The following is a 14,525-nucleotide window of genomic DNA, read 5'->3' as shown; positions in this document are numbered from 1 at the left end:
GAAACGGAAGATCTATGGCCGGACACTCCAAATGGGCCAACATCAAGCACCGCAAGGCCGCCGTCGACGCCAAGCGGGCCAAGATCAACGCACGCTTCATCAAGCAGATCGAGATCGCCGCACGTGCCGGCGGCCCGGACACCGACGGCAACCCCGCCCTCGACCTCGCGGTCCAGAAGGCCAAGAAGAACTCGGTGCCCAACGACAACATCGATCGCGCCGTCAAGCGCGGCGCCGGGCTCACCGGTGAGTCGGTCGACTACGACGAGATCATGTACGAGGCCCGCGGGCCTCAGGGCTCCGCGCTGCTCGTGGAGTGCCTGACGGAGAACCGCAACCGCGCGGCCGCCGAGGTGCGCACCGCGATCACCCGCTCCGGAGGCACCATCGCCGATCCCGGGTCTGTGGCCTACATGTTCGAACGCAGGGGGATCGTGCGCCTGCCCGGTGCGGGGCTGACCGAGGACGACGTGCTCGCCGCAGTCCTCGATGCCGGCGCCGAGGAGGTCTACGAGCACGAGGACACCTTCGAGGTGCGATGCGAGCCCCAGGACCTGTCGTCGGTCGCGGCGGCGCTGGACGCGGCCGGCCTCGCCTATGACTCCGACGAGGTCGAGTTCGTCTCCTCGATGACCGTGGACCTCGACATCGACGCGGCGAAGAAGTTCCTGCGGCTCGCCGAGGCCCTCGAGGACCTCGACGACGTCCAAGGGGTGTGGACCAACGCCGACCTCGACGCCGAGGTGCTGGCGCAGCTGCACGCCGAGGCCTGAGGATCGCCCGGGGATGAACGCTCACGGATCCGCCCTGACCGGCAGCGCGAAGGGCTCGCTGGTCGATCAGCGCATCCTCGGGGTGGATCCCGGGCTGACCCGCTGCGGATTCGCCGTGGTGGAGATGCGACGCGACCGATCAGGCAGGTCGGTCCATGTGGAGGTCACCGGCACTCGCTCGGATCAGGACCTCGCCGACCGCATCCTTGCGATCCAGCGGGCCGCGGAGCACCTGTTGGACACCTATGCCCCCGACGTGCTGGCCGTCGAACGGGTCTTCGCCCAGAACAACGCCCCGACGGTGGTGGGCACGGCTCAGGCCTCCGGCGTGGTCATCGCCGCGGCGGCCGCGCGCGGCATCCCGGTGGCGTGGCACACGCCCTCCGAGGTCAAGGCCGCGGTCACCGACGACGGGCGGGCGGACAAGGACGCCGTGGCCCGCATGGTACAGCGGATCCTGCGCCTGCCCGATCTGCCCCGCCCGGTCGACGCCACCGACGCCTACGCTGTGGCGATCTGTCACGGCTGGCGGGCCGGCATCGGCACCCGTCAGGACATGTCCGCGGACACCAGGACGCACCAGGGGGCGAAGACGGCCCTGCAGCGGGCCGGGGAGTCGCAGTCCGGCTCGCTGACGCCCGCGCAGCAGGCGTGGCGCGCCGCAGAGCGCCGGGGACGCACCCCCTCCGGGCCCGCCGCGCGGGGGGCCTCCGGCGGGCGCGTCGTGTCCCGCGGGGAGCGCGGCCGCCGGTAGTCTGTTCGAAGACATCTCCGAATCGCGCACCCGACGAGAGGCGGCACCGGCCCGATGATCTCTTCCATCCGCGGCGAGGTGCTGCACGTCGGACTCGATCATGCGGTGGTGGAGGTCTCAGGGTTCGGCCTGCATGTCACCGCCACCGCCCAGACGTTGGCCGAGCTGCGCCACGGGGACGAGATCCGCCTGCAGACCAGCTTCGTGCCGCGGCAGGACGATGCGCCGCTGCTGTTCGGATTCTCCTCCGGCGATGAGCGTGAGATCTTCACCACTCTGCTCTCCATCTCCGGTGTGGGGCCCCGTCTCGCCCTGGCCGTCCTGAGCGTGCACACTCCGGCCGAAGTCCGCCGCGCCATCGCGGAGTCGGACACTGCGGCGTTCACCAAGGTCCCCGGCATCGGGAAGAAGACCGCGCAGCGCATCCTGCTCGAGCTGGCCGGCAGGCTCGTCATCGACGTGCCGGCCTCCGCGCCGGAGGACCCCGGCGAACCGGCGGATACGGGGTCGGCGGCCGGCGGGTCCGGTGCGCAGGTCGAGCAGGCCCTGGTCTCGCTGGGATGGTCGGAGAAGGACGCCCGGTCTGCGGTGGAGCACCAGGTCCAGCAGGCTCCGGAGCTCGCTGAGGCGGAGGTCGCCGTGCTGCTGCGCAGCACCCTGCGCATGTTGGGAGGTCCCGGGCGGTGACCACCGAAGACCCCCGCGAGATCGTCGGCACGACCACGGCGCCCGAGGAGCGTGCGATGGAGGCGGCGCTGCGACCCCGGTCGCTCGAGGACTTCGTCGGCCAGCAGACGGTCCGCACCCAGCTCTCCCTGGTGCTGGAGTCCTCGCGGATCCGCGGCCGCGCCGCCGACCACATGCTGCTCTCCGGTCCGCCCGGTCTGGGCAAGACCACTTTGGCGATGATCATCTCCTCCGAGATGGGCGCACCGCTGCGGATCACCTCCGGCCCGGCCATACAGCACGCCGGCGACCTCGCCGCGATCCTGTCCTCCCTGACCGAGGGGGAGGTGCTGTTCATCGATGAGATCCATCGGATGTCGCGGCCGGCGGAGGAGATGCTCTATATGGCGATGGAGGACTTCCGCGTCGACATCGTCGTCGGGAAGGGCGCAGGCGCCACCTCGATCCCGCTGGAGCTGCCGGAGTTCACCCTCGTGGGTGCGACGACGCGGGCGGGCCTGCTGCCCGGCCCCCTGCGCGACCGGTTCGGCTTCACCGGTCACCTCGAGTTCTACTCCGCCCAGGAGCTGGAGAAGGTCCTCCGACGTTCGGCCGGGCTGCTGGAGATGACTGTGGGCGAGGACGGCTTCGCCGAGATCGCCTCCCGGTCCCGGGGGACTCCCCGCATCACCAACCGGCTGCTGCGACGGGTCCGCGACTGGGCCCTGGTGCACGGCGTCGACGAGGTGGACCGCGGAGCGGCCGCCGACGCGCTCGACACCTATGAAGTCGATCCGCGGGGACTGGACCGACTGGACCGAGCCGTCCTCAGGGCGCTGTGCACGACCTTCCGCGGCGGTCCGGTGGGACTGTCCACCCTGGCGGTGATCGTGGGCGAGGAGACGGAGACCGTCGAGACGGTCGCCGAGCCCTACCTCGTCCGAGAGGGCCTGTTGGCCAGGACGCCTCGGGGGCGCATCGCCACCGACGAGGCCTTCGCCCATCTCGGCCTGAGCCGACCGGAGTCCCAGGAAAGGCTCCCCGGCACCTGATATCCTGGCGCGTTGAACGACCCCGGCGGGCCCCTGCGGGCCCGAACCCCTCACGTGGGCCGCGGGGTCCAGTGTCCTCCTACGACGAAAGCGTGATCCCCTCGTGACACAGACGCTCGACTCTGTCCCGGCGACGACCCTGCTGACGGCCGACGGCGGCACCACGGGCGGGTTCGACCCGTTCCTGCTCATCATGTTCGCCATCATGGTGATCTTCGTGATCGTCATCATGCGCCGCGGCAAGAAGATGCGGGACAAGCAGCTGGACGCCATGTCCGGTGCGGTCATCGGCGCCGAGGTGCTTCTGGCCGGCGGCATGGTGGGCACCGTGGTGGGTCGCGACGAGGAGCGTCAGCGCCTCACCGTCGAGTTCTCCTCCGGGGACCGGGTCGACTTCCTCCTGCAGGCGGTCCAGCAGGTGCTCGAGCCGGCCAGCACCCCGGACGACCCCACCTCCGCCGAGGAGCGCTGATCGTCCCGACGCGGGGCGTCGTCGGACGCGCCCCACGACCGGCACGCCCTGCCTCATCCCCAGCAGGACGCCATGCACTGCGGAAGGTTGATCTCGCCTGATGGCCAAGAGCAAGACTGCGGCGCGAGCACGCGGCGCCCTGATCGGCATGCTGATCCTGCTGCTGGGTATGGGCGGTCTGCTGACCTACGGTGTCGCGCAGGGCAAGGCCCAGTGGCCCCCTCTGCTGGCCCTGGACCTCTCCGGCGGAACGCAGATGGTGCTCTCCCCCCAGGTCGACGGCGACGAGACCCTGGACGACGAGCAGCTCGAACAGGCCGTCGAGATCATCCGCCAGCGCGTGGACGGCACGGGTGTCGCCGAGGCTGAGATTGCGACGCAGGGCGCCGAGAACGTCGTCGTCGGCATGCCGGGGTCTCCGGATGCCGAGACCCGGGAGCTCATCCAGGCCTCCGCCGACATGGAGTTCCGGCCCGTGCTGCAGGCCGAGCAGGACATGGCCTACATCCAGGAGCTGATCGACGAGGAGGGCGAGGACGCCGAACTGGACGAGGAGGCGCTCAGCGAGGAGGATGCTGAGGACGCCGAGGCGGGCGACGACGAGACGGCCCGCCCCGAGGACTTCCCCGAGCCGACCGAGTCTCCGACCGATCCCTCCGACACCAACTGGGTGTCGCAGGACGTCGCGGCCGAGTTCGCGAACTACGAGTGCTCGCGGGACCTCAGCGTGGCGGACCGTCAGGACGCGGAGACCGACGAACCCCTGGTCACCTGTGACCCGGAGACCGGCATGAAGTACATCCTGGGACCGGTCGAGGTCCCCGGCGACCACATCTCCGGCGCGGACTTCGGCACCGAGCAGTCCCAGTCGGGGATGTCCACCGGCCGGTGGGCGGTCACCATCAACTTCGACTCCGACGGCACAGACATGTTCCGGGAGTCCACGACGCGCCTGGTGAACCTCCCGGACGTGCGCAACCAGTTCGCCATCGTCCTCGACGGCCACGTGATCTCCGCCCCTCGGACCCAGGCCGCGATCACCGACGGACGACCGCAGATCACCGGGGACTTCACCGAGGATGAGGCCCGCAACCTCTCCGAACAGCTGCGCTACGGCTCGCTGCCGATCAGCTTCCAGATCGAGTCGGAGGAGCAGATCTCCGCGACGCTGGGCTCCGACCAGCTGCGGATGGGGCTGCTCGCCGGCGTCATCGGGCTGCTGTTGGTGGCCGGCTACGCGGTCTTCCAGTACCGGGCGCTGAGCCTGGTCACCATCACCTCGCTCGTGGTCGCCGGTCTGCTGACGTGGTTCGCCATCTCCCTGTTGGGGTGGTCGGACGGCTATCGCCTCTCGCTGGCCGGGATCGCCGGGCTGATCGTCTCCATCGGACTGACCGCCGACTCCTTCATCGTCTACTTCGAACGCATCAAGGACGAGCTCCGCGAAGGCCGGTCGCTGGCCGGTGCTGTGGAGTCCGGATGGGAACGTGCCCGTCGCACGATCCTGGCCTCGAAGGCGGTGAACATCATCGCCGCGGCGGTGCTGTTCCTCGTCGCAGTTGGCAACGTCCGCGGCTTCGCCTTCACCCTCGGTCTGACGGCGCTGATCGACGTGATCCTGGTGTTCCTCTTCACCCATCCGGTGATGCGGCTGCTGGCGCGGCGTCGGTTCTTCGCCCAGGGCAGGCCGTTCTCCGGCCTGTCGGCCAAGGAGCTGGGGGTCGATGTCCTCTACCGGGGCGCCGGACGCTTCGCGCGCCGCGAAGTGGTCTACTCCCGGGACTCCGCCGTAGTCGCGGTGGCCGGGGAGTCCTCGGCCACGACGCCGAGCGACGAGGGCACCGCCGGCGGGACCGGTGCGACATCGCCGGGGGCCGCGACCTCCGAGGCGGCGGTACGGACCGAATCCGGGACGGACCGCGGAACTGAGGGCGGAACGGAGCGCCGGACGGAGACCGGAGCCGCGGACCCTGCGTCCGACGAGCCGCAGGTCGACGGAGCCGAGTGGGCGCAGATGACCATCGCCGAACGTCGCCGGGCCCGAGAGCGGGCCCGTGACGCCCGGGAGCGCGCCGAGGACGGGGCCGGGGACGGGGCCGAGCACAGGGACGAGGAGGACTGATGGCCGCAGGATTCGCCAAGGTCGGCAACCAGCTCTACACCGGAGAGCGCGCCTATCCGTTCATCCAGCGCTCCAACCTCTGGTTCCTCATCGCCGCGCTGCTCGTCCTCGCCTCCGTCGCCGTCCCGTTCCTCCGAGGCGGCTTCAACCTGGGCATCGAGTTCACCGGCGGGTCGGAGTTCACCGTCTCGTCGGTGGAGGACACCGACGTCACGGTGGGTGAGCAGGCCGTCGCCGAGGTCAGCGACCAGGAGGCGAACGTCACCAACATCGCCCCCGGCACGATCAGGGTGCAGACCGAGGAGCTCGACGACGAGCAGACCCTCGAGGTCGGCGAGGCGCTCCAGGAGGGGTACGGGGTCTCGGCCGACGAAGTGACCTCCAGCTTCGTGGGGCCCACATGGGGCGATCAGGTCTCGCAGCAGATGCTCATCGGGCTGGTGATCTTCATCGTCCTGGTGGCCCTGTACATGGCCGTGTACTTCCGCACGTGGAAGATGTCGCTGGCGGCGATCGCCGGGCTGGGCGTCGTGGTGGTCATCACCGGGGGCGTATACTCGGCCACAGGCTTCGAGGTCACGCCCAGCGCGATCATCGGATTCCTCACGATCCTCTCCTACGCCCTGTACGACACCATGGTGGTCTTCGACAAGATCCGCGAGAACGTCGCCTCGGTCACCAGTCAGAAGGACCAGACGTTCACCGAACGGGTCAACCTTGCGGTCAACCAGACGCTGGTGCGCTCCATCAACACCTCCGTCGTGGGCATCCTTCCGGTGGGGTCGATCCTCTTCATCGGAGCCTTCCTGCTCGGCGCCGGCACGCTGCGGGACATCGCCCTGTCGCTCTTCGTGGGCATCATCATCGGCACGCTGGCCACGATCTTCGTCCAGGCGCCGCTCTATGCCCGCATGCGGCGCAACGACGCGGACCTGGTGGCCCACACCGAGGAGGTCCTGCGGCTGCGCGGGAAGCGGGGGATCGGTCGCATCACCGACTCCGGCACCCCCTTGGACGACGAGGGTCGTCCGGTGCCGTTCCCGCCGCCTCCCGCCGAGGAGGACGAGCAGGATGAGGCCGAGCACGAGGGTGCGGAGTCCCCGCAGATCGTCATCGCAGAGATGCCGGCCACCGGTCGTCAGGGCCGTGAGGATCAGGCCCGCGGCTGAGCATCGTCGCTGTGTCCCGCGTGCACGCGGACCCGCGACCAGCGCGTAGAATGTGCGCACATCCGATCCGTGTCACTCACCCCCGGAGAGCAGGTCGCATCTGGTGAACGACGACTCCGCATCCGCCGCACAGCGGGCCGCCGACGTCTCCGAGCGTCACGACGACGGAGCGGACGCGGCGGGAGGCGCCGCGGACAGGGCCCTTCTGGCCCCGCTGGAGGACGTCATGCGCGGCACCGACGTCGAGCCCGACCTGCCGCTGGTCCGGCGGGCCTTCGACGTGGCCGCCCACCAGCACCGGCACCAGCGGCGCAAGAGCGGCGAGCCCTACATCACCCACCCGGTCGCGGTCGCCACCATCCTCGCGGAGCTGGGTCTGACCGGACGGACGCTGGCGGCCGCTCTGCTCCACGACACCGTCGAGGACACCGACTACAGCCTGGAGCGGCTCACCGAGGACTTCGGGACCGAGATCGCCCATCTGGTGGACGGCGTGACGAAGCTGGACCGGCTGAAGTTCGGCGACGCGGCCCAGGCCGAGACGGTGCGCAAGATGGTCCTGGCCATGGCCAAGGACATCCGGGTGCTGATGATCAAGCTGGCCGACCGGCTGCACAACGCCCGCACCTGGAAGTTCGTCTCGGCCGACTCGAGCGCCCGCAAGGCCAAGGAGACCCTGGAGATCTTCTCCCCGCTGGCGCATCGGCTGGGGATGAACACCATCAAGTGGGAGCTGGAGGACCTGTCCTTCGCGGTCCTGTATCCCAAGGTGTACGAAGAGATCGTCCGACTGGTGGGGGACCGGACGCCGCAGCGGGAGAAGTTCCTCTCCGAAGTGCGACAGATCATCGCCGACGACCTCAGCGACTCCACCATTTCGGCCACCATCACCGGTCGCCCCAAGCACTACTACTCGATCTATCAGAAGATGATCGTCAGGGGGAAGGACTTCGACGACATCCATGACCTCATGGGCGTGCGTGTGCTGGTGGAGTCGGTCCGGGACTGCTATGCGGCGCTGGGGGCGCTCCACGCGCGGTGGAATCCCCTGCCGGGACGGTTCAAGGACTACATCGCGATGCCGAAGTTCAACATGTACCAGTCCCTCCACACCACGGTCATCGGTCCGCAGGGCAAACCGGTGGAGATCCAGATCCGGACGTATGAGATGCACCGCCGCGCCGAGTACGGTGTGGCCGCGCACTGGAAGTACAAGCAGAGGTCCGACGACGCGCAGCAGCGCACCGGGGCCGCCAAGTCCGTGCGCTTCGTCGACGGCTCCGCCCCCGGTGTGGCGACGCAGCAGAGTCAGACGACCGCCGACATCGGCTGGCTGAGGTCTCTGGTGGACTGGCAGTCCGAGACGACCGACCCGGACGAGTTCCTCGAGTCGCTGCGGTACGAGATCAACGCCCGGGAGGTGTTCGTCTACACCCCCAAGGGAGAGGTCATGGCGCTGCCGGCCGGCTCCACCCCGGTCGACTTCGCCTACTCGGTCCACACCGACGTGGGTCACCGGACCATCGGCGCGCGGGTCAACGGCAAGCTGGTGCCTCTGAACTCGGAGCTCCAGCATGGGGACTGGGTCGAGATCTTCACCTCCAAGGCGGAGGGTGCCGGACCCAGCACTGATTGGCAGCAGTTCGTGAAGTCGGCGCGGGCGCGGAACAAGATCAGGCAGTGGTTCACCAAGGAGCGCCGCGAGGAGGCCATCGAACGCGGCAAGGACGACCTCACCAAGGCGATCCGCCGATCGACGCTGCCGCTGCAGAAGGTCATGAACCCCGAGGTGCTCAAGAAGGTCGCCGAGCAGCTGCACTATACGGACGTAGCCGGGCTCTACGCCGGCATCGGGGACAACAACGTCTCCGCACAGAACGTCACCGAGCATCTCGAGGCGCTGTTCGCTCCGGCCGAGTCCGACGACGTCGAGGAGCACGACACCACCCCGATCACGGCTCCGCAGGCCCGACCGGCTGAGATCTCGGACGCTGGGGTCATCGTACGGGGGGCCTCGGGCGTGCTGGTCAAGCTGGCCCGGTGCTGCACGCCCGTGCCCCCCGACGACATCGAGGGCTTCGTGACCCGTGGCCAGGGGGTCTCGGTGCACCGGTCGGACTGCCGCAACGTCGACCAGCTGCGGGACGAACCGGATCGCCTCGTCGACGTCGAGTGGGCGCCGACGAAGTCCTCGGTGTTCCTGGTGGAGATCCAGGTGGAGGCCCTGGACCGGAAGTCCCTGCTCTCGGACGTCACCCGTGTACTGGCCGAATCGCAGGTGAACATCCTCTCCGCCAGTGTGCAGACCTCCAGGGATCGGGTGGCGATCTCGCGGTTCTCCTTCGAGATGGGCGACCCCCGCTATCTGAACCATGTGCTGAACTCGGTCCGGCGCATCGACGGCGTCTACGACGTCTACCGGACCATCGGGCGCCGGCGACAGTGACGACGGATGATCCGACGCCGTGCTGACGGCCGGCTGACGGCCGGCTGACGAGGAGTCCACGAGCCGGAGGCGGCCTCACGCCAGACAGGCTGTCAGCGTCCGCCCGATCTCCCGACGGTCGGCCGTCTCCCCGCGCAGACTCAGCTGCCAGGAGACGAGGTCCTCGACGCGCTTGGGATCCGCCTGGTCCGGATGCACAGCGATGAGTGCGGCGATCAGCTCGCGCCGTCGGGGATCGTGGGTGCCGGCGGTCATCAGCCCCGCGGTGTCGACCGTGCCGATCCCGAGGACGAGGTCGGCCGCGGTGCGGAGCGGGGTGGTCACCCGGATTCCGGCGACGAGGGAGCTGTCACCCTCCTGGAGCCGGATCTGATGGCACTGCCGGGCCATGACGTCCTGACGACGGGTGCTGCGGAACCGTGAGGAGATCACGGTCAGGCGTCGCGGATCGGGTTCTCCGAGGTGGAGCCATCCGGCGGTCTCCCCGCAGAGGACGACGTCGGTGATCTCACCGGTGGAGAGCAGACGACGGAGGGCCGCGGCCCGGAGCTCGGGCGTCGGTGCGGCCGTCCTGGGCGCGTAGACGTCTCCGAGGAGGTGACGCAGGGCTCCTTCGCGTCTGAGGCTCTGCAGCTCTTCGTCGCAGAACGGCGCACCCGGGCGGTAGAGGGGGGTGGTCGACGGTTCCTCGGCGATGACGGTCATGCATCCATGGTGCCGGACCGTCGCCTTCTAATGTGCTCTCGGAGGCGCACCTGTGGAGAACGATCCGCCGCGCAGTCGAGTGCCCGGGAGGAGACGGCCTCAGGAGCGGGGGAGGACTGCCCGTCCCGGCTCGGCCCCTTGGGCTCGACGGACGGCCAAGGCGTGCTCGAGGATCTCCACGGCCGCGGCCTGGTCGATCTCGGCACGACCGCCGCGGGCGTCGACACCCGACTCGCGCATCTTCTGTGCGGCCGAGACGGTGGAGAGCCGCTCGTCCACGAGGCGGACCTCGGTCGGTTCCCGGGCCTGCGCGAGGCGGTCCGCCAGCTGCTGGGCGTACTCCCGGGCCTTGGTCGTGGAGGCGGTCTCACCGCCGGAGAGGGCCAGCGGCAGACCCACGTAGACGATGACCGCGGTGCGGTCGGCCACGACCCGCGACAGCATCCGCAGATCCCCGCCGCGTCGGGGGTCGCGGCGCAGGGTCATCACCGGGGTCGCGATCAGGGCGTCCGGGTCGGTCGCAGCCAGCCCGACGCGTGCCTCGCCGACGTCGACCGCCAGGCGCACGCCCGCACGGGCGTCGGCGGGCGGCGGCGACGGTTCCGTCTCCTCGGTGCTCACCGACGGTCTCGGACGTCGCGGAGGACACCGGCCAGCGCGTCGTCGATCGCGGCGACGTCCTGCCCGCCGCCCTGCGCCACATCGGGACGGCCCCCTCCGCCTCCGCCCAGTACGGAGCAGGCACGCTTGACCAGGTCTCCGGCGGCGACGCCGTCCCTGCGCGCCGACTCGGTGGTGGCGACGACGACGACCGGGCGACCCTTCGCCTCGCCGGCGACTGCGACCACCGCGCTGCGGGTGCCGAAGCGTCCGCGGAGGTCGAGGGCCAGCTCACGGATCTCGTCGGCGGAGGTGACCTGCCCGGCGGAGTGGGTGAGCACCTCGACACCGTCGGCGTCGACGGCGCTGTGCAGCAGCTCGCCGGCCTGAGCGCGCATCTGTTCGGCCCGCAGCCGTTCCAGCTCGCGTTCGGCGTCCTTGAGGCGCCGCAGGGTGCTGCTGATGCGGTCGGGCACCTGATCCGCGGGCACCTTGAGCATCTCGGTCAGCTGGTTGACCAGGGTCCGCTCGGCGGCGAAGTGTCGGAAGGCGTCCATGCCGACCAGCGCCTCGACGCGTCGGTTCCCGGACCCGACGGACGCTTCGGAGAGCAGCGCCATCGTGCCCACCTCGGCGGTGGACTGCACGTGGGTGCCTCCGCAGAGCTCCCGGGACCAGGGCCCGTTGAGCTCGACGACGCGCACCTGATCGCCGTACTTCTCTCCGAAGAGCATGGTCGCACCGGCCGCCTGGGCGTCCTCCAGCGACATGATGTGCGTGGAGACCTCGTGGTCGTCCCGGACGGCGAGGTTGGTGATCTCCTCGAGCTCCTGTCGGGCCGAGGCGCTCATCGCATCGTCATGGGTGAAGTCGAACCGCAGGTATCCCTCCTTGTTGAAGGAGCCTGCCTGCACGGCGCCGGGACCGAGCACATCGTGCAGGGCCGCGTGGACGATGTGGGTCGCGGTGTGGGCCTTCTGGGCATCGAGTCGACGACGCACGTCGATCTGTCCGAGGGCCTCCGCGCCGACCGGCACTTCCCCGTCGAGCACCCGGGCGCGGTGAACGGCAAGACCGCCGATGGGGGACTGGACGTCGGTGACCTCCAGGGTGAAGCCGTCGCCGGTGATGCGGCCGGTGTCCGGCGCCTGACCGCCGGCCTCGGCGTAGAACGGCGTCGCATCCAGGACGACTTCGATCTCCTGCCCGGCCGCCGCGCGGTCGGCGGAGACGCCTTCGACCACCAGGCCCCGGACCGTGGACTCGCTGCTGTGTTCGGTGTAGCCGGTGAACCGGGTGGGCCGCTCGCCGCGCAGGCGCCGGTAGACCTCGGTGTCTGCGTGCCCGGACTTCTTGCCCTTCGCGTCGGCGCGGGCCCGGTCGCGCTGCTCTGCCATCAGTTCGCGGAACCGGTCGACGTCCACGGTGACACCGGCCTCGGCGGCCATCTCGAGGGTCAGATCGATGGGGAAGCCGTAGGTGTCGTGCAGGGCGAACGCGTCGGCACCTGAGAGCGCCGACTCGGAGGAGCGGGCCTGGGAGACGGCGTCCTCGAGCTTGGCGGTGCCCGAGGAGATGGTCCGCAGGAACGCCTGCTCCTCCTTGGCGGCCACCGAGCGGATCGTCTCGAAGTCCCGTTCGACCTCGGGGTAGACGCCCTTCATCGCATCCTTGGAGACGCCGATGAGGTCGGCGAAGACTGGGTCCTCGACGCCCATGAGCCGCATGCCGAGGATGACGCGGCGGATGAGTCGACGCAGGACGAATCCGCCCCCCTCGTTGGAAGGGCGGACGCCGTCGGAGATCAGCATCAGGGAGCTGCGCACATGGTCTGCGACCATCCGCAGCCGGACGTCGTCGCTGTGGCGCGGATCCTGGGGATCCTCGGTGGAGGTGTACTCGACCCCGGCGAGTTCGGCGGCGCGGTCGAGGACCGGTCGCACCTGGTCGGTCTCATACATGTTCTCCACGCCCTGGAGGACCATCGCGAGTCGCTCCAGGCCGAGGCCGGTGTCGATGTTCTTGTGCTGCAGGGGACCGGCGACGTCGAAGTCGGACTTCGAGCGGACTGCGGCGAGTCGGAACTCCATGAAGACGAGGTTCCAGATCTCGACGAAGCGGGTCTCATCGACGGCGGGTCCCCCGTCCTGGCCGTAGGCGGGGCCGCGGTCGAAGTAGATCTCGGAGCAGGGGCCGCCCGGTCCGGGCTGCCCGGTGTTCCAGTAGTTGTCCTCGGGGCCGAACCGCTGGATCCGCTCCTCGGGGACTCCGACCACGTCGCGCCAGATGCCGTAGGCCTCGTCGTCGTCGAGATAGACCGTCACCCAGAGCCGTTCAGGATCCAGACCGTAGCCGCGCATCCCGGTGTCCGGGTCGCCCTCCACCGGTGTGGTCAGCAGCTCCCAGGCCATGGGGATGGCCTTCTCCTTGAAGTAGTCGCCGAAGGAGAAGTTGCCGCACATCTGGAAGAACGTGCCGTGGCGTGCGGTCTTTCCGACCTCTTCGATGTCCGCGGTGCGGATGCACTTCTGGACCGAGACGGCGCGGTCGTACGGCGGGGTCTCCGTGCCCAGGAAGTAGGGGATGAAGGGGACCATGCCGGCGATGGTGAACAGGACGGAGGGGTCGGGGGAGACCAGCGACGCCGACGGAACCCGCTCGTGGCCCTTCGCGGCGAAGTAGTCGTACCACGTGCGGGTGATGTCCTCGGTCTTCATGGTCGGGTCGCGTCCTCCTGCTCACGATGGGCGGTGGTCCCCGGACCGGCGTCTGTCCGTCGGTCGGGCGAAGGGACCGGATCAAGTGTACCGGCAGACGACGAGAGCCCGCCGCCGCGCCCCGTGGCAAGGGGCTGCGGGCGACGGGCTCCGTTCGCTGTGGTGCGGTCGGGCGACCGCGGACGGATCAGCGGGCGTAGTACTCCACGACCATCTGCTCCTCACAGGTCACCGGGACCTCCTCGCGCTTCGGGGCGCGGGAGAGGGTGGCCTGCAGCTTGTCGATCTCGACGGTCAGGTAGCCCGGCACGGAGGGCAGCGCGTCCTGGTGGGCGCCGGCGGCGGCCACCTGGAAGGGCTCGAACTTCTCGCTTCGCTCGTGCACGTGGATCATCTGGCCCGGCTTGACGCGGAAGGACGGGCGGTCGACGCGCTTGCCGTCGACCAGGATGTGACGGTGCACGACGAACTGACGCGCCTGAGCGATGGTGCGGGCGAACCCGGCGCGCAGGACCAGGGCGTCGAGGCGGGACTCGAGCAGCTCGATGAGGGTCTCACCGGTCAGGCCGTCGCGACGCTTGGCCTCTTCGTAGTACCGGGTCATCTGGGCTTCGCGGATCCCGTACTGTGCGCGGAGGCGCTGCTTCTCGCGCAGACGCACCGCGTAGTCGGAGTCGGTGCGGCGACGGGTCCGTCCGTGCTGACCGGGTCCGTAGGGACGACGGTCCAGGTACTTCTGGGCCTTCGGCGTGAGCGCGATGCCCAGGGCACGGGACTGCTTGACCGTGCGGCGGGAGCGCAGGGGGGTGGTGGGCATGGGTGTGCCTCTCTCTTCTCAGTCGGCCTTGCTGTTTATCCGCCGTCCGGGGCACGTCGGAGAGACCTCCGCGAGATCGCGGGTCCCTCTTCGGAACGGACGGCCACCTGGCCTCCGGGATCCCCTCCGGAGAGCGCGGACTGCCGAGGGTCCGCTTCGGCTGCGGTCCTCCGCCGAGCACGGCTGTGGGCTCTGTTGAGATCACAGGGGACGTGCAGGATCATGGGTGAGG

General features: G+C 69.6%; 12 protein-coding genes. 8 read left to right on the top strand and 4 right to left on the bottom strand.

Going from position 1 to position 14,525, the window contains the following annotated elements:
* Positions 1-14 precede the first annotated feature (14 nt).
* The 8 genes from N7E59_RS03820 to N7E59_RS03785 all read left to right on the top strand — a co-directional run bounded on the left by N7E59_RS03820 (position 15) and on the right by N7E59_RS03785 (position 9,454).
* Positions 15-773, top strand: coding sequence for a YebC/PmpR family DNA-binding transcriptional regulator (locus N7E59_RS03820; RefSeq protein WP_261623587.1), 759 nt, complete (start codon positions 15-17; stop codon positions 771-773).
* A 13-nt stretch (positions 774-786) separates the two neighbouring features.
* Positions 787-1,527 carry a crossover junction endodeoxyribonuclease RuvC gene (gene ruvC, locus N7E59_RS03815; RefSeq protein WP_261623586.1) on the top strand — a complete coding sequence of 247 codons (741 nt, stop codon included), beginning with the start codon at positions 787-789 and terminating at the stop codon, positions 1,525-1,527.
* A gap of 54 nt (positions 1,528-1,581) precedes the next feature.
* A complete protein-coding gene (gene ruvA, locus N7E59_RS03810; RefSeq protein WP_261623585.1) occupies positions 1,582-2,214 on the top strand; it encodes a Holliday junction branch migration protein RuvA in 633 nt (210 codons plus the stop codon).
* Complete coding sequence (gene ruvB, locus N7E59_RS03805; RefSeq protein ID WP_390905000.1) at positions 2,211-3,245, top strand: Holliday junction branch migration DNA helicase RuvB; 1,035 nt, start codon at positions 2,211-2,213, stop codon at positions 3,243-3,245. The genes ruvA and ruvB overlap by 4 nt, the downstream gene beginning before the upstream one ends.
* Before the next feature lie 103 nt (positions 3,246-3,348).
* Complete coding sequence (locus N7E59_RS03800) at positions 3,349-3,717, top strand: preprotein translocase subunit YajC (RefSeq protein WP_261623584.1); 369 nt, start codon at positions 3,349-3,351, stop codon at positions 3,715-3,717.
* Positions 3,718-3,817: 100 nt separating this feature from the next.
* Positions 3,818-5,839 carry a protein translocase subunit SecD gene (gene secD, locus N7E59_RS03795; RefSeq protein ID WP_390904999.1) on the top strand — a complete coding sequence of 674 codons (2,022 nt, stop codon included), beginning with the start codon at positions 3,818-3,820 and terminating at the stop codon, positions 5,837-5,839.
* Positions 5,839-7,008, top strand: coding sequence for a protein translocase subunit SecF (gene secF, locus N7E59_RS03790; protein ID WP_261623583.1), 1,170 nt, complete (start codon positions 5,839-5,841; stop codon positions 7,006-7,008). Before secD ends, secF begins: the two co-directional genes overlap by 1 nt.
* 226 nt (positions 7,009-7,234) lie before the next feature.
* Positions 7,235-9,454, top strand: coding sequence for a RelA/SpoT family protein (locus N7E59_RS03785; protein WP_261623706.1), 2,220 nt, complete (start codon positions 7,235-7,237; stop codon positions 9,452-9,454).
* Between the two features lie 75 nt (positions 9,455-9,529).
* Here the strand turns inward: N7E59_RS03785 and N7E59_RS03780 are convergent, their stop codons facing one another.
* From N7E59_RS03780 to rpsD, 4 genes are all read right to left on the bottom strand, one after another.
* Positions 9,530-10,159, bottom strand: coding sequence for a hypothetical protein (locus tag N7E59_RS03780; RefSeq protein WP_261623582.1), 630 nt, complete (start codon positions 10,157-10,159; stop codon positions 9,530-9,532).
* A 99-nt stretch (positions 10,160-10,258) separates the two neighbouring features.
* Entirely contained in the window at positions 10,259-10,780 is a 522-nt protein-coding gene (gene ruvX, locus N7E59_RS03775; protein ID WP_261623581.1) for a Holliday junction resolvase RuvX, read from the bottom strand.
* Positions 10,777-13,476: an alanine--tRNA ligase gene (gene alaS / locus N7E59_RS03770; RefSeq protein ID WP_261623580.1), complete on the bottom strand. Its 2,700-nt coding sequence runs from the start codon at positions 13,474-13,476 to the stop codon at positions 10,777-10,779. Before alaS ends, ruvX begins: the two co-directional genes overlap by 4 nt.
* A gap of 187 nt (positions 13,477-13,663) precedes the next feature.
* Positions 13,664-14,293, bottom strand: coding sequence for a 30S ribosomal protein S4 (gene rpsD / locus N7E59_RS03765; protein WP_261623579.1), 630 nt, complete (start codon positions 14,291-14,293; stop codon positions 13,664-13,666).
* Positions 14,294-14,525: the final 232 nt, after the last annotated feature.

The organism is Nesterenkonia marinintestina (genome assembly GCF_025420485.1).
GTDB lineage: Bacteria > Actinomycetota > Actinomycetes > Actinomycetales > Micrococcaceae > Nesterenkonia > Nesterenkonia marinintestina.
Note: the sequence above shows the minus strand (reverse complement) of the source record. Positions and strands in the feature narration are given on the sequence as shown.